This is a genomic window from Halalkalibacter suaedae (assembly GCF_017939705.1).
Taxonomy (GTDB): Bacteria; Bacillota; Bacilli; order Bacillales; family Bacillaceae_D; genus Halalkalibacter; species Halalkalibacter suaedae.
In genome coordinates, this window is record NZ_JAGKSQ010000006.1 from 107993 (window position 1) to 133493 (window position 25501).

17 protein-coding genes and 1 riboswitch are annotated in these 25501 nt (G+C 39.7%); of the genes, 3 read left to right on the forward strand and 14 right to left on the reverse strand.

Features of this window, described 5'->3' with window-relative positions:
• Positions 1-39: 39 nt before the first annotated feature.
• The 4 genes from J7W16_RS15145 to J7W16_RS15160 all read right to left on the reverse strand — a co-directional run bounded on the left by J7W16_RS15145 (position 40) and on the right by J7W16_RS15160 (position 5251).
• Positions 40-888, reverse strand: coding sequence for an NAD-dependent epimerase/dehydratase family protein (locus J7W16_RS15145; protein ID WP_210598187.1), 849 nt, complete (start codon positions 886-888; stop codon positions 40-42).
• Positions 889-956: 68 nt separating this feature from the next.
• Positions 957-2582, reverse strand: coding sequence for a hypothetical protein (locus J7W16_RS15150; protein WP_210598189.1), 1626 nt, complete (start codon positions 2580-2582; stop codon positions 957-959).
• 3 nt (positions 2583-2585) lie between these two features.
• Positions 2586-3371 carry an ABC transporter ATP-binding protein gene (locus J7W16_RS15155; RefSeq protein WP_210598191.1) on the reverse strand — a complete coding sequence of 262 codons (786 nt, stop codon included), beginning with the start codon at positions 3369-3371 and terminating at the stop codon, positions 2586-2588.
• 368 nt (positions 3372-3739) lie between these two features.
• Positions 3740-5251 carry a NarK family nitrate/nitrite MFS transporter gene (locus J7W16_RS15160; protein ID WP_210598193.1) on the reverse strand — a complete coding sequence of 504 codons (1512 nt, stop codon included), beginning with the start codon at positions 5249-5251 and terminating at the stop codon, positions 3740-3742.
• Between the two features lie 339 nt (positions 5252-5590).
• Here J7W16_RS15160 and J7W16_RS15165 point away from each other — a divergent pair, with 339 nt between their 5' ends.
• A complete protein-coding gene (locus J7W16_RS15165; protein WP_210598195.1) occupies positions 5591-7057 on the forward strand; it encodes a methyl-accepting chemotaxis protein in 1467 nt (488 codons plus the stop codon).
• 55 nt (positions 7058-7112) lie between these two features.
• Here J7W16_RS15165 and mutM read toward each other — a convergent pair whose 3' ends face one another.
• Complete coding sequence (gene mutM / locus J7W16_RS15170) at positions 7113-7922, reverse strand: bifunctional DNA-formamidopyrimidine glycosylase/DNA-(apurinic or apyrimidinic site) lyase (RefSeq protein ID WP_210598197.1); 810 nt, start codon at positions 7920-7922, stop codon at positions 7113-7115.
• A gap of 138 nt (positions 7923-8060) precedes the next feature.
• Between mutM and J7W16_RS15175 the strand changes: the two genes are divergently transcribed.
• A complete protein-coding gene (locus J7W16_RS15175; protein ID WP_346726938.1) occupies positions 8061-9005 on the forward strand; it encodes an acetamidase/formamidase family protein in 945 nt (314 codons plus the stop codon).
• Positions 9006-9240: 235 nt separating this feature from the next.
• Here J7W16_RS15175 and J7W16_RS15180 read toward each other — a convergent pair whose 3' ends face one another.
• The 8 genes from J7W16_RS15180 to J7W16_RS15215 form a co-directional block, all read right to left on the reverse strand.
• A complete protein-coding gene (locus J7W16_RS15180; protein ID WP_210598200.1) occupies positions 9241-9930 on the reverse strand; it encodes an ECF transporter S component in 690 nt (229 codons plus the stop codon).
• Entirely contained in the window at positions 9911-11548 is a 1638-nt protein-coding gene (locus J7W16_RS15185; RefSeq protein ID WP_210598201.1) for an ABC transporter ATP-binding protein, read from the reverse strand. Before J7W16_RS15185 ends, J7W16_RS15180 begins: the two co-directional genes overlap by 20 nt.
• Positions 11530-12408: an energy-coupling factor transporter transmembrane component T gene (locus tag J7W16_RS15190; RefSeq protein ID WP_210598203.1), complete on the reverse strand. Its 879-nt coding sequence runs from the start codon at positions 12406-12408 to the stop codon at positions 11530-11532. The genes J7W16_RS15185 and J7W16_RS15190 overlap by 19 nt, the downstream gene beginning before the upstream one ends.
• A gap of 15 nt (positions 12409-12423) precedes the next feature.
• Positions 12424-13203: a DUF4430 domain-containing protein gene (locus J7W16_RS15195; RefSeq protein ID WP_210598205.1), complete on the reverse strand. Its 780-nt coding sequence runs from the start codon at positions 13201-13203 to the stop codon at positions 12424-12426.
• Positions 13204-13346: 143 nt separating this feature from the next.
• Positions 13347-15389, reverse strand: a complete 2043-nt coding sequence (locus tag J7W16_RS15200) for a DUF4430 domain-containing protein (RefSeq protein WP_210598207.1) — start codon at positions 15387-15389, stop codon at positions 13347-13349.
• Positions 15390-15522: 133 nt separating this feature from the next.
• Positions 15523-15706: riboswitch (cobalamin riboswitch) on the reverse strand.
• Between the two features lie 837 nt (positions 15707-16543).
• Positions 16544-18028: a glutamate synthase subunit beta gene (locus tag J7W16_RS15205; RefSeq protein ID WP_210598209.1), complete on the reverse strand. Its 1485-nt coding sequence runs from the start codon at positions 18026-18028 to the stop codon at positions 16544-16546.
• Positions 18029-18031: 3 nt separating this feature from the next.
• Complete coding sequence (gene gltB, locus J7W16_RS15210; protein WP_210598211.1) at positions 18032-22621, reverse strand: glutamate synthase large subunit; 4590 nt, start codon at positions 22619-22621, stop codon at positions 18032-18034.
• A gap of 283 nt (positions 22622-22904) precedes the next feature.
• Complete coding sequence (locus J7W16_RS15215; protein WP_210598213.1) at positions 22905-23486, reverse strand: hypothetical protein; 582 nt, start codon at positions 23484-23486, stop codon at positions 22905-22907.
• A 377-nt stretch (positions 23487-23863) separates the two neighbouring features.
• Between J7W16_RS15215 and J7W16_RS15220 the strand changes: the two genes are divergently transcribed.
• Positions 23864-24901 (forward strand): two-component system sensor histidine kinase NtrB, encoded by a 1038-nt coding sequence (locus J7W16_RS15220; protein ID WP_210598215.1) that lies wholly within the window; start codon positions 23864-23866, stop codon positions 24899-24901.
• A gap of 58 nt (positions 24902-24959) precedes the next feature.
• Here the strand turns inward: J7W16_RS15220 and J7W16_RS15225 are convergent, their stop codons facing one another.
• On the reverse strand, positions 24960-25484 hold the full coding sequence (locus tag J7W16_RS15225; protein WP_210598217.1) for a hypothetical protein: 525 nt from the start codon (positions 25482-25484) through the stop codon (positions 24960-24962).
• Positions 25485-25501 lie beyond the last annotated feature (17 nt).

Below are 25501 nucleotides of genomic sequence, written 5' to 3' on the forward strand. Positions count from 1 at the left end.
TGCAAGAAAGGTATTACCCTTTTCTCACACTTTTTTTGGTTATTGTCCTTCAACATAATCTCTCCAGTGATGGACTGGATTCCAATCTAATAGCTCTTTTGCCTTTTTATTATTTAGTAATGGTTCAAATCCTTCAACATCGCCACGAATTTCAACATTCGGAAAACGCTTGGCCATTAACTCACGACTCTCAATGTTCATACTTGTTTCATTTGCTCCGATATTTAAGGCAACTGCACCAAGTCCATCCTTCTCGATTGCTTGGATACATGCAGTAGCCGCATCACGAGCATCAATATAGCTCCATAAGATCACATCTCTTTGAAATGGATCATTGATAAAGGAAGGAAATTGCTGATACATGTCTGGTGTAATGACATTGCCAAGTCTTAGTGAAACAACCTGCATGCCCGTTCTTCGGTTCATCATCTCAGCCGTTTTTTCATTAACAATTTTGGACATCCCATAGCTATCATCTGGAAGCTGCGGATGATCCTCATCAATCGGAACATATAGTGGCTCGAGTTGTTTTTGTGAAAAGCATACACCGTAGGATGACTCACTTGAAGCTAACACAACCTTATTGATCCCAAGTCCCGCGGCAGCCTCAAGAATATTGTACGTAGACATCACATTGTTTTCATATGTAACTTCATTAGAATGGGTATAAGCTTGTGGGATAGCAGCCAAGTGGACAACCGCATCTGCTCCTTGGAGCACTCCATAAACTTCCCCTAAATTCTTCAAGTTTATGATGACTGTTCTACAAGGGAGGTCATCCACCTTTTTCACATCACAATTTACAACGTCATACCCTCGCTCAACAAATTCTTTAACAATACAGCGACCTAGTAACCCACTTCCACCAGTTATAACAACCTTTTTCATCTGAAATTCCTCCTTAGTTGAAAACCTTTTCACTAGGAGTATAACAGAGTTTTGATCCATTTTACTATTTAAAGGGCTACCCTTAATGCTCTTTTCCATACCACATAGTTACTAATAAGTAGAATCACGATATAGACATAAACACCAAACGACCACATTAAACTAATAAGATGAGCTACAAAAAACAATGAACCTATCAACATCAACACAAATACTTTCCAGCCATCAGTTTGCTGTGCCATTTCAAATGATTGCGTGAATGGAAGAACTGTTTTGTCCATAAACAATTGACAAACAACCGTGAACAAACAAGAACTCAGAAAAACAATTAGTAAATCTGGAAGAATACGATATGAAAAGACAAACAGAAAGATGATTGAAAGAACTAGATAAATTGGTAGAAAAAGCTTGACCAGAAACGCCTTAAGCGTCCCGCTAGTCATTGTACCTAATTCCTTCAGTGGAACTGTTTTGAATAACCATGCCCCTTTGTATTTACCAGAATATTTGAGCATCATGACAATTGTTGGAATCATGATCATACAGAAATAGATGGAAAGATACCATCTACTATCAGCTAACTGTTCTAGTGATTGCTCCCTTAACTCATTGTAAAAAAAGATAAATGGAAGAATAAGAGAAAAGCCTAGTGATGGATAGACCTTTAATTTGAAATCTCGTTCATGTTTCATCATTCGACTAGCAAATGTAAAGAACGCTCGCTCTTCCTTATTTGAACAAACTAATTTCGTAATAGCTTTGCTGAGAAAACCTTCTCTTTTTTCCACTTTTGAACGTTCAGTAGATAATTTCTGCAAATTCCTTTCAAACATTGGCATTTGCTTTATATAAATCAAGATGGCTATTATGGGAACAATCAAAGCCAGACCTGTTGCACTCATTAAAACAGGACTAGTTCTACCATTTAGAAACACCTCAAAAATAGCTCCATACCACATTGGCGGAAAGAACAGTTGCCACCATTCTGCTTCAAATACAATCGTTAAATCTACGAATTCGAATGAACGAATCACAATTTGATATCCTACAACAATTGCAATAGACAGGGTGATTTGAACATAGTTAATAATATCCTTTAATAATTCCCCATCAAAATACCTCAAAATAAAAATATATAATAAGCCGGTCATTACAACAATAAGGAGGTTTGTAAGAATAACACTTAGAAAAAACAGAAACGCAAACCATATTCCCTGTGTGAACAAGGCAACTATGAAAGGGATCGTTGTAATGGCTGCAGATAAAAAGAATAGATAGATGCATACATGCATGAGCTTAGCTGCACTTAATGTCCTTTGCTCAATCGGCTTCGTCGCTAGGATCGTCTTATCTCTGATATCAAGCAAAACAGAAGAAAAATCTGAAATCATTGATGTCATGACAATAAACATAAAGCCAGCGAAAGCAATGGTCATCTGGAAAATATAATTGCTACCTAATAAGATAAACGGGATGAGAAATAACCCAAAGAAGGCATATAGCCATAACGATTTCAAATATTGATTTCCGTCCTTCTTTTTGGGCTGTGACTGACTAAACACAGTCGGCACCCTCCGCTGATCCATTGTTAATTTCGTTTCTAATATGAGCCTCATAATTGGGTAATTAATTCCAACTCTACTAAATAACCATTGAAAACGATCAAGTATGTCTAATGTCTTAAAGTTATTCATCGACTACACCTCTTGAACAATCGAAACAAAGTCCTCTGCAATTTGACGATGTTCATTAAATCCGGTTAATTGATTAAAGATTTCTTCAAGAGACCCTTCCTTATTCTTTTCTTTTAGTTGATCAAAGCTTCCATCAGCGACAATCTTACCTTCAGCTAATAAAATAATTCGATTGCTGATCTTTTCAACAACATCCATAATATGAGAAGAATAGAAAATGGTTTTCCCTTGTTCCGCTAATTGAGCCAGGATTTCTTTAACCACCATGACACTATTTGCATCTAGCCCACTTAATGGCTCATCAAGAAAAAGTAAATCAGGATTATGTAACAAACTAGAGATTAGTAGAACCTTCTGTCTCATCCCTTTTGAAAATGAGGAAATACGAGAATAATATACATCCTCCAAAGAAAACTGCTTCATCAATTTCTTCGCTTTACGATCAGCTTGATCTCGATCTAGCCCATATAATTCACCTACAAATGTTAAGTATTCATGTGCTGTTAAGTTATCATATAGCTCGGCAACTTCTGGTACATAACCGATCCGCCGTTTGTACTTAATATCTCCATTTGAGACATCTTGTCCTAAGACCGATACGGATCCAGTAAATCCTTGGACAAGTCCTAACATAATTTTCACTGTTGTGCTTTTTCCAGCACCATTTGGCCCAATATAACCAATAATTTGACCTTGATAGACATCTAAATCTATTCCTCTTAATATCAAATCCGTATCATACCTCATCATTAAATCTCTTATTGAAATGACTGGATGATTGGTTTCCATTACATAGCACCCTCTACCTAAATAAGATACTATTACCCTAACATATATTTCCTTAATTGGATAACAGAAAAAAGAGGATGGAACAAAAGTGTGTTTAAACTAACTGAAAACCGAACAAAGAGGGATGGAGTCAGGATACCGCTCCTGAAATATACTACGCTTTCCGCGGGAAGCCGCTGAGCCTCCTCGTGCCTTGCACTGTGGGGTCTCACCTTTGGCTTTTGATCCCGCAGGAGTCTACGTATATTTCATCCGCTAAATAAATGCTTTGTTCGGAATTTCATCAGCCACTTTAGTTATGTCCCAGCCTCAAAATAACTTTATAGGGCATGTTCAAAAAGGAAAAAACAATCTTTTAGACCAAACTCTTATAATGCTTTCTTTGACTTTCCACCAATCGCTTCAGTCACCGCTTCTTGATTTACTCCGTCCTCAGAAGAGACATAGTATTCATCGGAAAATGAGTTTCGTGGCTCTTCTAATGTGAAGTAGCAGATAACAAAGCTGATAAAGGCTCCTCCTGCGAGAATGAAAAAGAAATGCTGTGGTGAAACAAATGTAAACAAAGTAAGATAAACGGTTGCTCCAACATTCCCGTATGCTCCAGACATACCAGCAACCTGACCTGTGATCCGTTTCTTAATCATCGGGATTACTGCGAATGTCGCCCCCTCAGCCCCTTGGATAAACATTGACGTTAACATCACAACTGCAACTGCAACGACAATTGGCCATGATGAATCAATAAAGCCCATACCAACCAATCCAATAGAAATCCCAAACATATACACAAGCATCACATTTCTGCGACTACCCATTCTATCTGATAACACACCACCTAATGGTCGGGCAATTAAGTTAATAAATGCAAATGTTGAAGCAATAAGTCCAGCAGAGGCTGGTGTTAATGAAAAGGTTAACTGAAAGAACATCGGCAGCATTGAAATGATTGCTAATTCTGCCCCGAAGTTGGCAAAATACGTACTATTTAACGCACCAACATTTTTAAATTTATATTTATCATCCTCTGGTACCCCTTCTTTTAAAATCGGGATGTTTACTTGAAGGATTTTGAATACTTGATAAACGAATACAACAGCAATGACCGTCCAAATCGTGTATAAAATCGTTTCAGATATAAAACCAAGACCCTCAATTCTCCATGCACTAATTGCCAACGCACCGCCTAGTGGAATCGTCCAAAGAATTAATTGAACCATATCGCCCCAGCTACTTACTTCCATAGCTCCTGTACGTTTTGGCTTCAACATTACTTTCCCATCAGGCGTATCCCTTACAGAGAAATAGTAAATAATTCCGTAGATAAAACAAACAACACCTGTTAAAGCAAGAGCATATCTCCAGCCATCGTCACCACCGAAAAGAGTTAATCCAATCCATGGTAGAATCATCGCTGCTGCTGCTGAACCAAAGTTCCCCCAGCCACCATAAATACCTTCAGCAAATCCAACATCCTTAGGTGGATACCATTCAGCAACCATACGTATTCCAATAACAAAGCTAGCCCCAATGCTACCAAGAACAAGACGAGCAATTGCTAATTGAATCCAGCTATCACCAAAGGCAAACACTAACGCTGGAATCGACATAATGACTAACAAGCCTGAGTACACAATACGTGGGCCAAACTTATCAAGCAATGAACCAATGATAATTCTTGCAGGAATGGTCAGAGCCACATTCATTATTCCCAGTGCTGCGATATGCTGTGTTGTTAACCACTCCATATCCGCAAGCATTGTTGTTGCTAGCGGTGCCATATTGTACCAAGTGAAAAATGAAATGAAAAATGCAAACCATGTAAAATGCAATATTCTTGTTCGTTCATCCTTGAATTTGAAAATATCCGAAACCGTCATTGTGAATCCCCCTTTGATTTTTGTTGTTCGCTTAAGGCTATTAATGCATAATCATTCACCTGCTGTCTTAGGATTCGGTAGATAATATTCCAGAGATTTTCCTTGAAAACGTTTCATTTTCTCACAAATACCCTCAACTTTTTTTCTGTTAAAAACCGCATGATAGAGCCATTCTTCGCAATATAACATTAACGATTTTACAACTTTTTTAAAAATTTAAAATAATAGTACAGAAATTGATAAATCATCGTCATAATACCTCACGAATTCATTGATTATTTAACCATTATTCATGATAATTAATAGTGACAGACGATACTGAAGATATGGAGGGAAAAAATGTTTAAGCGAAAACGAAAACTTACTAAAGCGAACACCGTTTTACAATTAGTTTCTGAGGGCGATTTAAGTACTGAAATATCTAAGGTAGGGAGGATCTATGAATCAAACCCAACAAACGGAGTTTTACGGAAGACGGTCTTAATGTTTAGTCGTTTAGTCCGAATTGTTGATCGGTCAACTAATCAGATCTATTCTAAGGTAACTACGCTATCTGACACTTCTTTGCATTTGGAAAATGAAGTCGATTATGTCGCTACAACATTGCAGGAACTTGCAAAAGACATTCAGCAAACAGAAAATAAAACGAGAAAACTAACAGATGAACTGAATGATGTGAAGACATCTTCGGAAACGATTATCGATAAAAACAAACAGAATCAACATTCAATAAAGCTAATGGAAGATTATTTAGGAGAAGGTCGCTCAAGCTCGACTCATTCGCTCGAGATTATTAAGAAGCTCGACCATGAAGGTGAGCGTCATTCTGCTGCTACATTGGACCTGTTAGGTGCCTCAAAGAAAATTTCAGTGATTAATGAAATGGTTAAAAATATGGCAGAGCGTATTAATCTATTAACGTTGAATGCAAATATTGAAGCCGCAAGATCTGAGGGGACTAAGCAGGAATTTACAACCGTGGCGATGGAAATCGGACTTCTTTCTCGCCAGTCGCAACAGGCAACAGACGAAATACAATCGTTGATATCGAAGGTGCAAGCGAAGATAGCTGATTCTGCTAATCGTACATCGACAGTCTTATCCTTAGTCAATGAAGGCGTCCAAAGCATTTCCGAATCAAAACATGCTTTAAATAAAATTGAAGAAGAAATTCTACTTATCAAGCCTCGTTTAGATGTGATTTCCGATGAAGGAATGATCATCGTCGAAAGTAATTCTGTGTCAAAAGAAGCTCTCCAGCACACATCTACTATTATTGAACAGCTCTCTAGAGGAAGCGAGCGAATCCTCGCCTCAACCTTAGAACAAAAGCTATTAATCGAGTCGCTTAGCACAACCATTCACGAAACGATTCAAGATATGTTCACATTGTCAGCAGTTGTCTCACAATTTAAATTACCTAATCGTAATCCAGAAAATCCGTTACATGAAAAAGTCGAGGCCCTGTTCAAGCACGCATTAACAGTTCGGGGAATTATGGTCAATATGATCAATTCAACCGACACCGAAAAAATTGCATCATGGCAGTTGAACAAAGAGCAAGCTGAGGCGATATTAGCAAGAGAACTAAACCAATTAGAAGCCTTTATTACATCTAAGCATGATGAACATTTCTTAGATAGTTTCAAGAAGGCATGGGAGGATTTTCAGGAGATTACGCAAATTAATCAGCGATTAATGCTAGAAGGACAATATGAGGAAGCAAAACTAAATTTGGTTACACGAGGACGAATCCGTTTTAAGAAAGTCTCAGACACCTGTACACTCTGGCTAGACGCTAGTTAAAACAATGAGGGTTTGTCTCCAAAAGGTATGGACTCCTTTTAGGACAAACCTATTTTTAATGCTGACACTGTTCACAGTAAAAACTCTTTCGTGACGAGATTTCGGCTCTAATAATTGGATTAGCACAACGCGGACATGGTTCACCTTCACGATCATATACAAAAGCATGATGATTATATGATCCAGTTTTTTTATCGTCTTTGTAAACGGGAAGTTCAATATAGCCACCGAAATCTATTCCTCGTTTCAATATCGACTTGATACTATTATAGAGATTGTTCATCTCTTCGTCAGTCAGCTCATTCGCCTGCCTAGATGGTAAAATTTGTGCATCGAAGCATATTTCATCTGAATAATGGTTCCCGATTCCAGCAATGAATTTTTGATTAACGAGTGTTGATTTCATCACTCCTCTCTTTTTATCGATTAGCTGATGAAATCGCTCCATTGTAAAGGATGGATCTAATGGCTCTGGACCAAGCTCACTAAACTCAACAGATAATTCATTTTCTGTTAATAAATGAAGATACCCTAAGCGAAGTCCGATGAAAAATAGCTTCGTTTCACCAAATGAGAGAATCACTTGCTTCGTTCGGTCTGGACTATCCGTTTCAGAACCGACATACATTAAACCACCAAGCATAAGATGAACAATTAATGTTTGGCCAGAATCTAATTTAAATAATAGATGCTTCGCTCTCCGTTCAATTCCGATAATGGTTCGACCTTTTACTTTTTTGACAAACTGCTCGACAGCCATATTGATTGACTTCTCTCTCGTTACAACAACCTCAGTAATTGTATTCCCTACTAATCGTTCACTTAATAGGATCTTGTAATTCTCCATTTCAGGTAACTCAGGCACTCGATTCACCCCAACCTCTGTTTTTATCTCTCATATGCTTAGTATCTCAACTCCATCAAGATCCATGTATATCTTATTTTTTTGCCTCTATAGGACTTCTCCCATCCTTTGGCGAATTAATAAGAAACATAAAATGAGGTGAAATCTTTGATACATAAGGTGAAATTACAATCAGAACATCTACATGGCTCTTTCAATCATGAGTATAAACCGATCTTAACCGTTCATTCTGGTGATTCTATTCAACTCACGACACCTGACATTCAATGGGGCTATTCGACATCAAAGGGAGAGGCTAAAACCTTCTTCACATCAAGAGAGCAAGAGGCAAAGCCAGCACACCCGATTGTTGGTCCATTTGAGGTAGCTGACGCAAAGGCTGGAATGGTTCTAGAGATCAGGGTGAACGAGCTTGTACCTGGGTGGTATGGTGAAAACTGGGCAGGCGGCGTACAGAATTGGCAAAATGAAAAATTAGATTTAATCAAAAGTGAGAGAATCCAAGTGAACTGGGAGCTCAATCCTCTCACGATGACCGGAACATGCAAATTGGGTGAACAAACGTTTCACGTTGGTCTTCAGCCATTTATGGGTCTTATGGGTGTTGCTCCTGCAGAGCCAGGCTTGCATACAACTCCACCACCACGTTATTGCGGTGGGAACATTGACTGCAAAGAATTAGTTAGGGGGAGTAGTCTCTTTCTACCTATAGCAGTTGACGGGGGCTTATTCTCAATTGGTGATGGACATGCTCTACAAGGAGACGGAGAAGTTTCAGGTACAGCTATTGAGTGTCCAATGGACTTTGTCGATATTACTTTAATTTTACACAAGGAAAAATCACTACAAATGCCAAGGGCCAATACACCATCTGGCTGGATTACCTTTGGTTTCAATGAAGATTTGAATGAAGCAACAGCAACAGCTCTAAGCGAAATGGTCGAACTGATTCAACAGTTTCACAACGTGAGTAAGGTAGAAGCAACAGCCTTAGCCAGTGTTGCAGTGGACTTAAGGATTACTCAGATCGTAAATGGAGCAAAAGGAGTACACGCGATTTTACCACATGGATCAATACGATAGAAAAGAGGATGGGACAAAAGTGATTTTACTAACAGAAATTCCGAACAATGATAGTTGGCGGACGTAAACCGCTCCTGAAATATACTACGCTAGGTAATTGCTTTGTTCGGTATTTCAGTTAGACACTTTAGTTATGTCCCAGCCTCCAAAGCAAGAGTGAAGTCGCAAAATCTTTTAAAAAATTTTGCGAACTGCACCATTACCAACCTCTCTATTTATCTTCTGAATGATCTACCTATTCAAGTAACCCATACTTCTTTTTAAACCTAGTTAATATTTTCAGCCATGACTTACCAAAGACAAGGAAGAAGAACACATTTGAGATGGCATGCATGAAGTCAAAGAATGCACTGCCGAGGAAATATGATAGGAAGATTGCCCAGCTAAACTGTCCATCAACACCATTAATTAAAGCAAACACACCCCAGAGATTCATGATCCAGCCAAATAGAAAACCCCATATGAGGGCAAACATTACTTTTCCCCATTTATATTGCATGAATGAACGATTCCGGAGCATTCCTGCGGTGAAGCCGACTAGGCCCCATGCAACCATTTGCCATGGTGTCCATGGTCCTTGACCTAGAATCATATTTGAAGCAAGTGCTGCAACAACTCCAATAATTAACCCACTTTCAGCTCCAAATACGAGTCCGGCCATCATGATGACAAATGTCGTTGGCTGCACGCTTGGAAGACTTGCAAATGGAATACGACTAACTGCGGCAATTGCTGCAAGAATAGCGAGTAGAACAATTTCACGAGCTTCAATGACCCGACGCTCAAAATGCACAAGTAAAATAAGGATCGCTATAATGACAATTCCAAAACTCAACCATAAGTAATGGTTGATCCAAATCACTGACGAAATGACCAGGCTAATTAGAACAAATAATAAAAGCGTCTTAATGATCCTGAGATTCATGATGGACATCACCTAACGTTACGATTTCATCTGACACGCCGCGGAAGAGCCTTTGAATCATCGTTGTATAAAAGAAATTCCCTTTAAAAAATTGCTGCGGCTGACTTTCAGTAGTAATATGCCCTTGAAACATCATTCCACATGTTGTCGCATATTTAGCAGCGAATTCAACATCATGTGTCGTCATCATCATCGTCATCCCTTCAGATTGAAGCGATAATAAGATTTGTATAAGCTGTTGTTTGGATATCGGATCAAGTCCTTTTGTCGGTTCATCAAGAAGTAGAATGTCTGGCTTTCTAAGCAATAAACAGGCTAATGCTGCTTTTTGAAGCTCTCCACCACTTAAATCATATGGATGCTTGTCTAGTAAGTCGGTCAAACCTAATGAGTCGATCAAGAAAGTCACTTCTTGCTTACTCGTGATCGCCCACTCTTGCATTGTTTGCTTAATCTCCTTAGCAACCGTATCTTGAATGAAAAATAATTTAGGATTTTGAGGGAGATAGCCGATTCTTTGTACAATGTCTCGATTTTTCCACGACTTTAGTTGCTTATCAAATAGGAAGACTTTACCCTTTTGGGGCTTCAAGATACCGTTCATGATTTTCAACAACGTCGTTTTACCTGAACCATTTCCTCCTAGTAATGCATACATTTCGCCTCTTTTAAGTGTGAAGTCCACTTTGGTTAAGACGGTATTCTTTTCATTATACTGATAGAAGACATTTTTCATTTCAACAACGATCTCTGCGTCTTTGTTTTGCCCCTTCAGTTCAGCTTGTTGTGGTAGACGAAGCGTTTGACCCTCTAGCCACTTGCGGCCTTTTTTTACACTTAACGGCAGGAAACCAGTTTGTTTCCCTGCAAGAGACAGAACGAAGGAAGGAATCGAAGGAATAAATGGTTGTTGCTTTGTTCCCCAAAGTTCCCTGATGACATCTTCAGGCTTACCAGCAGCCAGGATCGAACCCTTTTCCATCATGACCACCTTATCAGCAACTGTCATAACCTCTTCTAGACGATGCTCTGCCATGATGATCGTCATTCCAAATTCCTCATTTAGTCGCACAAGCATATCCAAAAACTCTCTCGCGCTGACAGGATCAAGCTGTGCAGTTGGTTCATCTAATAACAAAACATTCGGTTGCATTAACAGGATCGATGCTAGATTTAATTGCTGCTTTTGTCCACCGGAAAGCTCATGCGTTTTACGTGTTAGCAATGATTCTGCCCCAATAAAATGCACCATTTCTGCCACACGATTTCGCATTTCACTTGTCGGTAGTCCAATGTTTTCCAAGCCAAAAACAAGCTCGTGTAGAACTTCATCTGCAACAACTTGATTTTCAGGATCTTGAAACACAAATCCAATTTCACCATTTGAATCATTGCGATCCTTAACAGAAACTCCGTTAAATGAACACTCACCTTCAAAAATACCATGTGGTTGAATATCCTTTTTTAATAGCTTTAATAGCGTGCTTTTTCCACAACCAGATGGACCAAATAAGACAACGAATTGTCCCCTCTCAATGTCTAACGATACATCTTTTAGTGCAGGAGTTAGCATATCAGGATATGTAAATTTAATATTTTTTAATTGAATATACGCCATTTAAGATAGCTCCCTCCCTCGACTAAAAGTGGAAATGATAGGTATAGAACAAATACTAGTAAAATCAGGGGTTCTAGTTGCGTGAGTTGGATCGATTCCATTACAGGATAAATTGTTAAATGACCATACTGCAACATGCGACCAATCAGAGAACCAACAAGCAATAAAAATAAGAACGAAATAGCCCAAACATCGCCTCTATGCCAGCGATAATGCTCATAGGCACTGCGTTTTCCACTTCCATAACCACGAGCTTTCATCGAATCAGCTGTTTGAATAGCCTCTTCTAATGAATACGTAAGCAGAACTTGAACAAATAGGAGTCCATTCTTAGCCTTGTCCCTCAAGGATCCTGTTGTCACAGTAATCGCTTTGCTTTGTTGTACAGCAGAGATGTCATCTAATCTCCGTTTCATTAAAGGAATAAAACGCAGCGTTAACATGAGCAGAACAGCAAACTGAGGTAACACTCTCGCAAATAAAAATAATAATTTATTTGGTGTCATCACTTCATTGTAGGAAACAAACAATGAAACAATACCAATTAGAGATAATGCAGTAATTCCCCCGTACAGAACAGCCTCTAATGTCACGCGATGCTCAAAAATGATAAACAACAGATGAAGACCACGTTCATTAAAGAGCGGATTTAGCACGACAATGAAAAGACCGCTGAAAAGGATAAAATAGCGCCATCTTTTTATCCCTTTACACCGATCTTGCTGATAATTAATACCAAGAATGATCAAAAACGCAGCAACCAGGAAGACAGGATGGAGCATGATCATCAATAAGGAAATCGCACCAACATAATAAAAAAATGTCACAAACGGGTGAAACTCATGAAAACGATGAATCATTGTCTTCCTCCGATACTACTCAGTATATAACCACTCAATTTGGTCTCCGGCCTTAACCGTCGACACCCCAGCACCCTTCGTAAGTCCAGCACCATTGATCTTAGCAATCCAGCCACTTGTACTCCCAAAATCAAATTCATAATAATTTGCGATACCATGTACATAGGCAGTAGGCCCTGAGCCACTTGCATCAACAACAATGTTACTATTCTTTGCATGTCTCAGTAAAATAGATAAAGCAGTGTCTCCTTCTTGATAAACAACAGTCGTTTTGCCACTAATTGTACCAACACTCTTTGGACCGTTAATGACAATACTTACGGTCTCCTTAGCCACTTCTTCCTTTTTGGGTGTTTCAGTTTGACTAGGCTTCGGGCTAACCTTCGTTTTTTCTTCTTTTGTATTTGACTGTGCCGGCTTACTCGCATCATTTTCCTGTTTCGTCTTTTGGTTCGTTGAATCACTAGCCTTTTCTTTTTCCTTGACCGTCTTAGTAGGTGGAGTTTCTTCGGTCTTTGCAGTAGAGGATGAACTCTCTTTTTCGACTTCTGCTTCAGAAGCATTTGTCTCTGTTTCTTCTGCCTCTACTTCCTTCGTTTCCTGCTCAACTTCAACATCTGTATTCGGGTCCTCTTCGTCTAATACAACCTCTTCTTCATTCTCCTCTACTCCACTTACATTATCAACAGACGGAGTTGACTCAACGATCTTATCATTAGCTCCACATCCTAATAAGGATAAAATAAATATTATACTTAAGCAAAAGGTAAGTAAGGCTTTCTTGTTTGTTTTCAAAATGATCCTCCTTTAACTTCGATTAAAAACAGATGATAATCTTAGAGGTACCCTTACATCGTATGAAAGCCTACTATGAGTCCAATCTCATAGTAGGCTTCATTCAATCAATCAAAGTTCAGTCAATATAAGATCTTAACGTCTTACTGAAACTGCTTCTTTCTTCTGATAAGGAAGGTACCCATGATCAAAAGAACAAATCCTGTTAGAAGCATTGTGTAGTCAGTTGTTGCCGTATCTGGTAGGCGTTCCCCTTGTTCATTAGAGGATTTTTGATCGCTATTATCGACTACTTCTTCTTGAGTATCTTCATTCGGTGCTGTTTCAACACCTACAGACTTTAAATTATATAGTGATCCTTGTCCATTTAGGAAGAGTTGATATGCGACTACTCCTCTAAACGCTTGATCTGTTGAAAAACTATCACTTTCCGTAGCTGTCATATAATAGAATCCACCATCTTCATTTTGGAAGGTAAGTAGGTATTCAATAATACTTTGCCCGTCATCCTTTGTATAACTCGTACCATTCGCGTCAATTCCTAATGCAGAAAGAGCAATTACTACTTGTGAAGCTGTTGAACTATTATCGATGTTATTTACATTATTTTGTAGGTAGTCTAACCCAGCTTCAACGCTAGAAGCTACATTCGCATCATTCTTATAAGGTGCTAATGCAGTTAGAACAGCTGCCGTTGTATCAATATCAGCGGCACCGCCGTCAGACCAAGACCATCCACCATCAGAATTTTGCTTTTCAACAAGACGATTGATGATCGATTCTCTTGTCCACGTTGCATCCGCCGGAACCTCAAAACCATAGCTATCTAAAGCAATAAGTGCATAAATTACACCATTTAGTCCTTGTTTTTCAATCGTTCCATTATAAATCTTTTCAACTAGATTATAGCCTTCAAAATCAGTAGGATTGCCACCAGCTGCTAAAATACCTAAAGTGTAACGTTCATAATCAGTGATATTTCTAAATTCACCGTTAACTTCATTAAACGTTGCTTTCACAGCAGCTAGGTAGCTTTCAGGCACTTGTTTGCCAGCCTTATTTAAGGCAACAGCTTGCCATTCGCCAACAGTCCCAGCTAATACATAGTCTGCAGCTGAATTGATTGAAGATTTAATCTGTTCAGCATCGAATGGTTGAGTAGAACCTTCATTGTCTGGAGTTTCTTTAACGGGATCATCAGCAGGAACTTCCGTTTCCCATGATTCATACTTAAACGTGATGGTTTGATCTTCAGGTGTGAGTACATAGCTATCTGCTCCTACTTCTGCTGAAGTATCATTCACATAAAAAGCCCAAAAATAAGGATCTTCAGCGGTCTTTCCATTAATTGTCTTAATGTATTTACCCCAGTCTGTTTCCTCATATTGAACATTTTCCGTCCCAACTGAAGCTACTAACGCATCAAATGCTGTCGCTCCCTCTTCAAGAACAAGGTCCTTTAATTCAATCGAAACAACGTCAGATGGTTCTGTGACTACTTCTTCCGTTTCCCAAGACTCATACTTAAATGTGATGGTTTGATCTTCAGGTGTGAGTACATAGCTATCTGCTCCTACTTCTGCTGAAGTATCATTTACATAAAAAGCCCAAAAATAAGGATCTTCAGCGGTCTTTCCATTAATTGTCTTAATGTATTTACCCCAGTCTGTTTCCTCATATTGAACATTTTCCGTCCCAACTGAAGCTACTAACGCATCGAATGCTGTCGCTCCCTCTTCAAGAACAAGGTCCTTTAATTCAATCGAAACGACGTCAGATGGTTCTGTGACTACTTCTTCCGTTTCCCAAGACTCATACTTAAACGCGATTGTTTGATCTTCAGGTGCGAGCACATAGCTATCTGCTCCTACTTCTGCTGAAGTATCATTCACATAAAAAGCCCAAAAATAAGGATCTTCAGCGGTCTTTCCATTAATTGTCTTAATGTATTTACCCCAGTCTGTTTCCTCATATTGAACATTTTCCGTCCCAACTGAAGCTACTAACGCATCAAATGCTGTCGCTCCCTCTTCTAATGTAAGCTCACTTAAGGTAATGATAACTTCAGTTGTATCTACTACTGCTTGCTCTGACACGTCTGCAGCAAAAGCAGATGTTTGGACGCCACCAAAGAACAGTGTAAACACTAACAATATACTCAGTAATGCATTGATATTTCTTTTCATTTGTCTTTGTCTCCCCCACTTTTTATTAAATGAATGCATAAAAAAAACCCCTAAAACAGGAGACAAAATTGTTAAGCATGCACGTAGACAAATATCCAACGTTTTACTTAACACCTCTCCTATCCGCGTAGAACTTGGTGTACAAAAACAGGCAGGTTTCCTGGCTCATGAGTCTCTGCTTCCTACGCCTTCCCATCCAACGGACAGTGACCTTTGTAGGTTGCTCTCATTTACAGTGGCGGGACCGCGTTGGCATCAAACCAACTTCCCTATTAAGCTAGTACTTAAAAACTAGCACCTGTTTTTCTAAATATTTGTTATGTCGAGGTCATTATACCTAATAATGAATAGCTTGTACACATTTTATTGAATAGGAAACAATTAACATTCACCTAGAGAAAAAGGGTATCCAACACTTGGAAAGACACCCTACTCACATGATTTTTCCGTTATAAAATAAGATATTGTACCAGTTCAATTGGACGCTTATACCTTGTGAGTCCATTGATGAGATGCTTGGACTCCGCTACCGGGATGGGGGGCAGCACCGCCGGAGGGCGTGGAACTAACCGGCTGTGCCGGTGGATTTCCACCTTGCCCTTTCTATCCTGCAGGAGTCGGCCTCCCATCCCGTCCGCTTTGAAAGAGGTCGATTGGGAATATACGTCCTTTTAGATTTTATACCAAAATGTCTAACTGAAATACGAATAAAGCAATCACGTAGCGGATGAAATATACGTAGACTCCTGCGGGATCTAAAGCGAAGCCACTGAAAAAGTCCCTTTGAGCAGGTTCGAGGAAGCAGCAATGGCTCCACTCGTTGCACGCCTGCTATGATAAACCCACTCATAGCAACGCTTAAGACAATGCAACGGTTTCGCTCATTGCTTTAAGGCCACTAAAAAAGGTGAAAATCACACCTTTTTCAGTGGCCTCATCTAAAGCCAAGGGTGAGACCCCACAGGCGAAGCCGAGGAGGCTCACCGGCTTCCCGCGGAAAGCGAAGTATATTTCAGGAGCGGTTCACATCCGCCAATGATCATTGTTCGGATTTTCTATTAGTTAAATCACTTTCATCCCAGCCTCTTCCAGTTATTTTATAGTAAAAAGGAGGTATGAGCTCAATGTTACCGTATGTTCGCTCATAAATTCACTTAAGGCAAACTCGTATGCCCCATCAAATAACGATCACATTCTCTGGCTGCTTCTCTTCCTTCATTAATCGCCCAGACGATTAAACTTTGTCCACGCCTCATATCACCAGCAGCGAATACTCCTTCAACGCTCGTTTTATATTTGCCATATTCCGCTTTCACATTAGATCGCTCATCAGTTTCAATATTTGTTTTTTCTAAGAAATTCGTTTCCGGTCCACTAAAACCAATCGCGAGTAAAACAAGCTGTGCTGGCCACTCTTTTTCTGTGCCTGGAATCTCATTTCTAACTTTCTTGCCATTCTCATCAATCTTTGTCTCTACATTAATTGTTTCTACCGCTTTGATATGACCATTATCATCACCGATAAATCTCTTTGTCATTACAGTATAAGCACGCGGGTCCTCACCAAGTACAGCCGCTGCTTCCTTGTGGCCATATTCTACTCGATGGATAACAGGCCACTGTGGCCACGGATTATCTGGCTCACGCTCATCTCCCTTTTTAGGATAAATATCGAACTGAGTCAGACTCTTACAGCCATGTCTTATTGACGTTGCCAAGCAATCCGTTCCTGTGTCGCCACCACCAATAACAATGACGTCCTTTCCCTCTGCAGATAAATACTTACCGTCTTGATGATTTGAATCAAGCAGGCTTTTCGTATTTGAATGGAGAAAGTCCATTGCAAAATGGATTCCTTGTAAATTTCGCCCTTCCACTTCAAGATCGCGATGCTTAGCCGCACCACCACAAAGCACGACTGCATCATGATCCGCCTGCAATGCTTCCATTGAATAGTCTTTGCCGATTTCGGTATTTGTTTTGAATTCAATTTCTTCTTCTCTTAGTAGATTTACACGACGTTCAACAATCGCATATGGTAGCTTCATTTCTGGTATCCCATATGTCAGTAAGCCACCGACACGATCACTCTTTTCAAAAACAGTGACATGGTGACCTGCTTTATTTAACTGAGCCGCAGCAGCAAGGCCAGCCGGACCTGAACCAACAACCGCTACCTTCTTACCTGTTCTATTAGAAGGGGGAGCTGCCTTAACCCAGCCTTCTTTAAAGCCCTTTTCGATAATTTCAAGCTCAATTGAGCGAATGGCGACAGGTGGTTCACTTATCCCTAGAACACAAGCTCCTTCACAAGGGGCGGGACAAGCCATCCCAGTGAATTCAGGGAAATTATTCATCTTATGTTCACGTTCTAGAGCAGCCTTCCATTGCCCTTGATAGACGAGGTCATTCCACTCAGGAATAAGGTGATGAACCGGACAGCCTGATGTCATTCCGTTGATCATTGTTCCTGTATGACAGGTTGGAACCCCGCAATCCATACAGCGAGCTCCCTGCTGCTGTAATTCTTCGTCCTCTAATCTTAATGTGTAATCATTCCAGTCTTTTGTTCTTTCAACTGGGTCACGTTCTGGTCTTGTTTGACGCTGATAGTCGATAAAGCCCGTTGGTTTACCCATCGTTTACCCCCTATCCTTATGTGAATTGACGACTATTTTACTTTCTTCAAAGGCAGCGAGTGCCGCTTTGTGTTTGTCTAAGCCTGATTGTTCAAACCGAGAAATTCTCTGCTGCATCTCCAAATAATCCTTTGGAATTACCTTAATTATCATCCGACCCTTACTCTTCCAATGATCAAGAATCCTCTGTCCTTTTCCACTATTTGTGTACGCAACATGCTTCTCAATCATTTGACGCACTTGTTCAAGTTCATCTGCATCAATCTGCTGATCAAGTAAAACAAGCTCCATATTGCATTTTTGTTCAAAATCCTTTGCTTCATCGAGCACGTATGCTACCCCACCTGACATTCCAGCGGCGAAATTCTTCCCTGTTGAACCGAGAACAACAACCTTACCACCGGTCATGTATTCACAGCCGTGGTCACCAACACCTTCGACAACAACGTTTGCCCCACTATTACGGACGCAAAACCGTTCACCAGCAATCCCGTTTACATAAGCTTCCCCAGAAGTCGCCCCATAAAAGGCAACATTCCCGACAATAATGCTTTCCTCTGCAATAAATGTTCCTTTCTTCGAAGGGTGAAAAATGAGCTTTCCTCCTGATAGGCCTTTCCCTGTGAAGTCATTTGCATCACCAATTAATTTCATCGTCAAACCAGGAGGAATGAAAGCACCAAAGCTTTGCCCAGCAGAGCCCTTAAACGTTAGCTGTATTGTATCTTCAGGTAATCCCTTCGCCCCGTATTTCTTCGTAATTTCACTTCCTAACATCGTTCCTGTTACCCGGTTAATATTACGAATTGATAACGTCGCCTCAACAGGTTCCTTTGATTCAAGTGCCTCCTTGCATAAAGGGATGAGCTCCTGCTTATCAAGGGTCTTATCTAAGGCATGTACCTGTTCAACTGTCGCATAACGAGAGACACCTTCAATATCTGGCTGATAGAGTAGTGGCGATAAATCAATTCCACTCGCTTTCCAGTGTGATAATGCTCGGTTCTGTTCAAGGACATCGGTTCTACCAACCATCTCGTTAATTGTGCGAAAACCGAGCTTGGCCATCAATTCACGAACCTCTTCTGCAATAAATCTCATGAAATTGACAACATGCTCAGGTTCACCAATGAATTTCTTTCTTAATTCTGGATCTTGCGTTGCAACACCAACTGGACAAGTATTCAAATGGCAGACTCTTACTAAGATACAGCCCAATACAACGAGGGGTGCAGTCGAGAATCCATATTCTTCCGCTCCAAGTAATGTCGCGATCACTACATCTCTACCAGTCATCATTTTCCCGTCAGTTTCAACGATAATCCGATCACGCAAGCGGTTTAATAACAATGTTTGATGTGTTTCCGCTAAGCCTATCTCCCATGGCAACCCGGAATGCTTCAAGCTCGTTCTCGGTGCAGCCCCAGTTCCACCGTCATATCCACTTATTAAGACAAGATCTGCTCGTCCCTTCGCTACACCTGCTGCAATGGTTCCAACACCACCACCTGAAACAAGCTTGACACTAATTCGGGCACTTGGATTAGCATTTTTTAAGTTGTGAATGAGCTCAGCTAAGTCCTCAATTGAATAGATATCATGATGGGGCGGTGGTGAAATCAAGCCAACACCAGGGGTTGATCCCCTTACCTCAGCAATCCACGGGTATACCTTCTTACCAGGTAAATGTCCGCCTTCTCCTGGCTTCGCACCTTGAGCAACCTTAATTTGTATTTCGTCTGCATTTGTTAAGTAGTTACTATTGACTCCAAAGCGCCCTGAAGCAACTTGTTTGATTGCACTCCTTCGCAGGTCACCATTCGGATCAACGGTAAAGCGATCAGGGGATTCCCCACCCTCACCTGAATTACTTCTTCCACCAATTCGATTCATCGCAATCGCAAGTGCTTCGTGAGCTTCCTCACTAATCGAACCATATGACATTGCCCCTGTCTTAAAACGCTTGACAATATCCTCAACTGATTCAACTTCCTCTATCGGAATTGATTGGCGTTCTTTAAAAGCAAGAAGTCCACGAATCGACTGAAGATTACGATCCGTATCTGTTAGTAGTGCTGAATATTGCTTGAAGAGACGATAATTATTTGTTCGACATGCTTGTTGTAGCATGTGAATTGTTTGTGGATTGTATTGATGGTCCTCCCCATCCTGACGCCACTGAAATTCATCTCCAGCCTCTAAAGTCGGCTCAAAACCTGCTGTTACTAGAAATGCTCTTTGATGCTTTAGCATCACTTCTTCTGCGATTACTTCTAAGCCAATTCCACCTATTGTCGAGGTCGTATCACTAAAGTACTGATTAATCACCTGTTGATCAATGCCAACAGCCTCAAAAATTTGTGCACCTCTATAACTCTGAATTGTTGATATGCCCATTTTTGATAGAACTCTTACAATTCCATTTGTCACTGCCTTTAAGTATTTACTACGCGCCTGCTCAAACGAGATCTCTCGTAAATCATCATTTTTAATAAGTGTACGAATCGAATCATAGGTTAAATAAGGGTTGATTGCTTCTGCTCCAAATCCAAGCAACGCCGCAAAATGATGCACTTCTCTCGGTTCAGCTGATTCAATCAATAGACTTACTTTCGAACGTGTCCCACTGCGAATTAGATGCTGGTGGAGACCTGAAACCGCTAAAAGGGCTGGCAGTGAAGCATGGTCAGCATCTACACCCCGATCAGATAAAAGAAGTAACGAAGCACCCTGGCTGATCGCTTGATCTGCTTCTTCAAACAGTCGTTCTATCAATTTTTTAAAATTCGGTTTCGCTTCACTCGGGAAGACAATCGATAACGTTTCAAGCTTAAATTTACATTTTTTAAGTTTAGCTAGTTCCTCATTTGTCAATACAGGAATATTCAGTTGAATCTGATCGCAGCTGTCAGGTTCTGGTTGAACCAAATTTCTTTGCGGTCCAATTGTCGTCACCACAGACGTAATAATCTGCTCACGAATCGCATCAATCGGCGGGTTCGTCACTTGGGCAAATTTCTGTTTGAAATAATTATATAAAAGCGAGGGTCTTTTCGATAAAACAGCTAATGGTGAATCATAGCCCATAGACCCATCAGGATCCTTACCATCGGTAACCATTGGCTTGATCATTTTGTTTAATTCCTCATTCGTATAGCCAAATGCAAGCTGTTGTCTCGTAAGCTCCTCCTCTTCAAATGGAGATTCTATACTCTTTTGATCTGGAAGTTCATCTAATGAAACTAAATGTTTCTTTAGCCATTTCTGGTAAGGCTCAGCCTGAGCATGTCCTTGCTTGATCTCTTCATCAGGAATCATTTTACCTTTCTCTAAATCAACTAGAAGCATTTTACCTGGGTGAAGTCGGTCCTTATATTCAATATCCTCAGCGAAAATATCTAAGGCCCCAACCTCTGAACCTAGTACAATCATCCCATCCTTCGTCACATAATAACGTGCAGGTCGTAAGCCATTTCGATCAAGACAGGCACCGACCTGTTTGCCGTCGGTAAATACAACAGCAGCTGGTCCATCCCACGGCTCCATTAAGCAGCTATGATACTCATAAAAGGCACGTTCCTTAGGATCCATTCGAGAATCGTGAATCCATGGCTCCGGAATCATCATCATTGCAGTGTGGGTGAGTGAGCGTCCTGAACGATGAAGAAACTCAAAGGCATTATCAAACATTGAGGAGTCACTGCCCTTTGTATCAATAACAGGAAGGATCTTTCGGTAATCCTGTTCCTGATACAACTCCGAATGACTTTCAGCTTCCCTCGCCTGCATCCACTTAACGTTCCCTCTAATCGTGTTAAATTCACCATTATGAATCGTTAAACGGTTTGGATGTGCCCGCTCCCAGGTCGGAAACGTATTTGTACTGAACCGTGAATGCACAAGAGCAAGAGCTGACTTAAAATCACGGTGATTTAAATCGATATAGAACGAATCGAGTTGTTCGGGAATAAGCATCCCTTTATAGACGATTGTTCTAGTCGACAAACTGCAAATATAAAAGCCTTCTCTATGGTCTTGATCTGCTGCTAGTAGCTCCTTCTCAAGTCGCTTACGAATGACAAATAGCTTTCGTTCAAATGCATCCTGGTCTTTAATTGCCGGGGCAGACTCTATAAACATTTGTCGAATAAACGGCTTCGTTTTCTTTGCCATATCTCCAACAAAGGAATCATTAGTCGGGACAGTTCTCCACCCTAAAAAAACCTGACCCTCCTCTTCAACAACAGCTTTGATCTCTTGCTGGGTCTGCTTCCGGCGATCAGGGTCTTGAGGAAGGAAGACCATTCCAATGCCATACTTTCCTTCTTGAGGAAGTTCAATATTCTCCTTGTCACATTGCTTTTCAAAGAAACCATGTGGAATTTGAGTTAAGATTCCAGCTCCATCCCCCGTATGTATATCAGCTGATTGCCCACCTCGATGTTCTAAATTACATAGAATCGTAATGGCATTCTCAACAATGTCATGTGACTTTTTTCCATTAATATTGGCAACCATCCCTATACCACAAGCCTCATGTTCATAATCACGATTGTATAGACCTTGTCTCTCACGATTTCTTTCTAGGTTCATGACATCACCTCTTCACATATCATATGTACTGCTGTACTACTTTCAGAAAAAACATCTAGCACTGGCTATACTTATCCTTGACCTACTATTTCCATTTCATACTAAAACGAAATAGGCTGTCTAAAAAGGTATACTCTTAACCTTTTAGGACAGCCCTATAAGTAAATAGAGTAGTCTCTACATCTTTCTACAAGTCTTGAGAGAGAAACGACTTTTCCCTTTCAAGGCATAGCTCGACCTGAACCATTAGCTACTCTATTTTCGGAATTTCAAGACCTACGAACTATAATAGAAGTTCTGACAATGGATTACTTTTAATTAATCTAATCTCTTTTAGTGGAATAGTGGTCTCTGATTTGAAGCTTTTTAAATGTAACTGACCATTTTCACAGCTAGCAATCTTTCCACGAGAGGTTACACCATCTCCTTCTACAATTATTCTAGTATTCTTAAAAGAGTGTAAATTGGATTCTAATCTTTCTAAAGCAACCGTTTGACTAAATAATTCATTATCCTGATTCACATTTGTAAATTGAGTAAGGCTTTTTAAGCGATTGATCCGACTTTCCCTTAGTCTTTTTTTAGCATCAATACCACCAGAAATTTTCTTCGGCTTCACTCCAGAAATAGTTGAATATGGAATCCACTTACGTTTACTCCCATTTACTAAACAAACAAAATCTCGTCCAACACTATCCACTTCTCCCTGATGCTTTCGAATTGAGCCAGTATATAATAGAATTTCTACCTGTAGTCCACGCTTTGATTTAAAGTATTTCCTTAGAACAAGGTCTCGATCATTACCGTTTAAACGATCCTCAGTTAAACTATCCAACTCATCTCCTGTATCATGTTGCTTTTCCACAAGCATCCCCCTTAGACAAGACTATTCATTGATTATCTATATTACATAACTCCCGGAAAAGATCTTAGCAAATGCCTAGTGAGGGTAAATTCAAACGAAGGGAGGAGGCAAATCGTACATTTTATCGTTTAAGGGACTTGCATAATAGGAGGGTGAACCCCTAAAAAAGATATTGTAGAAAATCTAATTTTACTCTTTGGCTGGTAACAGTAACTCATCTATCTTAACTTGATTTATATTATCATTTCCTATTCCTTATTTTCTCTTTTTTATGTCAGATGATCTGACAAGTAAAATACTACTATTTACATCGACTGATTTCATAAAATAAGGTAAACTTAAGATAGATTTATATTATTCCTTTAAGGAGCAACATCATGGATCAGACAGTTACAAATGATATCAACTTTCAACAAATTGTTGAAAATAGCCTTAACGGGGTTCTCATTATCGGGAAAAATGGAAAAATTCATTATCATAATCAAACAATTTTATCATTATTAAATTGTCAATCGAGTCAACTATTAGGTAATGATTTTTATTTGTTTTTACATAAGGATTATCATGAATTATGTCGAACACGGATCAAAGCAATTGTTAACGAAGGACAGATAGCTGAGTCGTCAGAGCAGAAATTAAATACATTTTTAGGTGAGCAGCTTGATGTTGAAGTGAAGGGGCTACCGTATACATACAAAAACCAATCAGTAGCCCTTGTTTATTTTAGAGATATAACGAAGCAGAAAAAGGCCGAACGACTCTTAACTCATTCAGAGAAGCTATCATCGATCGGTCAAATCTCAGCTGGAATTGCCCATGAAGTTAGGAATCCGTTAACTTCAGTTAAGGGCTTTGTTCAATTACTACAGGAAGAGCATCAACACCCCTATTACCAAATTATTGAGACTGAACTACAGAAAGCTATAAATACATTAAATAATCTCTTGCAAGTTTCGAAACCAGATCTAGCTGATGAACCTTTATCTTCATTTAATATGAAGGAAGAACTAGACGCGGTTATTTTTTTGTTTCAAGAACAGTTATATGAGATTGAACTAGAAAAGCACTTTGAAGATCGCGATATTATTATTCAAGGAAAAAGAAATATTTTACTCAAAGCTTTTTTTAATTTAATTAAAAATGCAATTGAAGCAATTGAAGGTACTGGTAAAATTGTGATCGATCTTTTCTATACAAAAGACAATATTTGCCTGAAGATAGCCGACACAGGAAAAGGGATTTCTCAAGAGAACTTGAAGATGATTGGAACTCCTTTTTATTCAACTAAATCGGATGGAACAGGAATGGGCTTGACTCAAGTTTTCACAACTGTGCAAGAACATGATGGTGAAATTACCGTTGAAAGTACGGTCGGCGTCGGGACGACATTTACAATTAACCTACCAATAAAGTAGAAAAACGGCCTAAATCCACTAAGGAGAAGTAGATTTAGACCGTATAGTTATACCCCTATCAATAACCCTTTTCAGCTTCTAACGCATTAATTGATCGGATCATCACCTCAACAAGCTCCGGAAGATCTTCCATATGATCTTCAGTTAGCTTATGATCAAATCCAATCTCTATTTTATTCGTGAAGTTTATTTTTTCTTCTTGCTGATAATGAAAAGATAATGTTTGAGTGATTGGTATTTCAGGATTCCAAATGTCGTTTAAGGTTTCTGCAATATCCTCACAAATTGACACTTCTGGAATCTCAATATAGAAACGTACCAATAAGGTGCATCCAGGCTTTTCGTCCTCCAATTCTAGCAACTCTCCGGCGAGATCTTTAAGTGAAGCCCCTAACCATAATTCCGCAATAACTTCACTCTTTTTGTTATGAACGAACTGGAGCGAGAATTCCCTCGACATTGCTGCCATATCCAATTGATCTAAACGATTAATGACCGTTATTTCCTCGTCCAAATTATCTAAATCATATAGAGTATTTTCAAACGCGACTTTTAAATTCTCAAAGTGAGTTGGATGAAACATTTAGAGACCTCTCCTTA

Bases quoted from the DNA above. Each gene is read 5' to 3' on its own strand.
- J7W16_RS15160 (WP_210598193.1), bottom strand. From the start codon at position 5,251: ATGACGGTTTCGGATATTTTCAAATTCAAGGATGAACGAACAAGAATA.
- J7W16_RS15200 (WP_210598207.1), bottom strand. From the start codon at position 15,389: ATGAAAAGAAATATCAATGCATTACTGAGTATATTGTTAGTGTTTACA.
- J7W16_RS15220 (WP_210598215.1), top strand. From the start codon at position 23,864: ATGGATCAGACAGTTACAAATGATATCAACTTTCAACAAATTGTTGAA.
- J7W16_RS15205 (WP_210598209.1), bottom strand. From the start codon at position 18,028: ATGGGTAAACCAACGGGCTTTATCGACTATCAGCGTCAAACAAGACCA.
- J7W16_RS15225 (WP_210598217.1), bottom strand. From the start codon at position 25,484: ATGTTTCATCCAACTCACTTTGAGAATTTAAAAGTCGCGTTTGAAAAT.
- J7W16_RS15165 (WP_210598195.1), top strand. From the start codon at position 5,591: ATGTTTAAGCGAAAACGAAAACTTACTAAAGCGAACACCGTTTTACAA.
- J7W16_RS15180 (WP_210598200.1), bottom strand. From the start codon at position 9,930: ATGAATCTCAGGATCATTAAGACGCTTTTATTATTTGTTCTAATTAGC.
- J7W16_RS15150 (WP_210598189.1), bottom strand. From the start codon at position 2,582: ATGAATAACTTTAAGACATTAGACATACTTGATCGTTTTCAATGGTTA.
- J7W16_RS15185 (WP_210598201.1), bottom strand. From the start codon at position 11,548: ATGGCGTATATTCAATTAAAAAATATTAAATTTACATATCCTGATATG.
- J7W16_RS15155 (WP_210598191.1), bottom strand. From the start codon at position 3,371: ATGGAAACCAATCATCCAGTCATTTCAATAAGAGATTTAATGATGAGG.
- gltB (WP_210598211.1), bottom strand. From the start codon at position 22,621: ATGAACCTAGAAAGAAATCGTGAGAGACAAGGTCTATACAATCGTGAT.
- J7W16_RS15145 (WP_210598187.1), bottom strand. From the start codon at position 888: ATGAAAAAGGTTGTTATAACTGGTGGAAGTGGGTTACTAGGTCGCTGT.
- J7W16_RS15190 (WP_210598203.1), bottom strand. From the start codon at position 12,408: ATGATTCATCGTTTTCATGAGTTTCACCCGTTTGTGACATTTTTTTAT.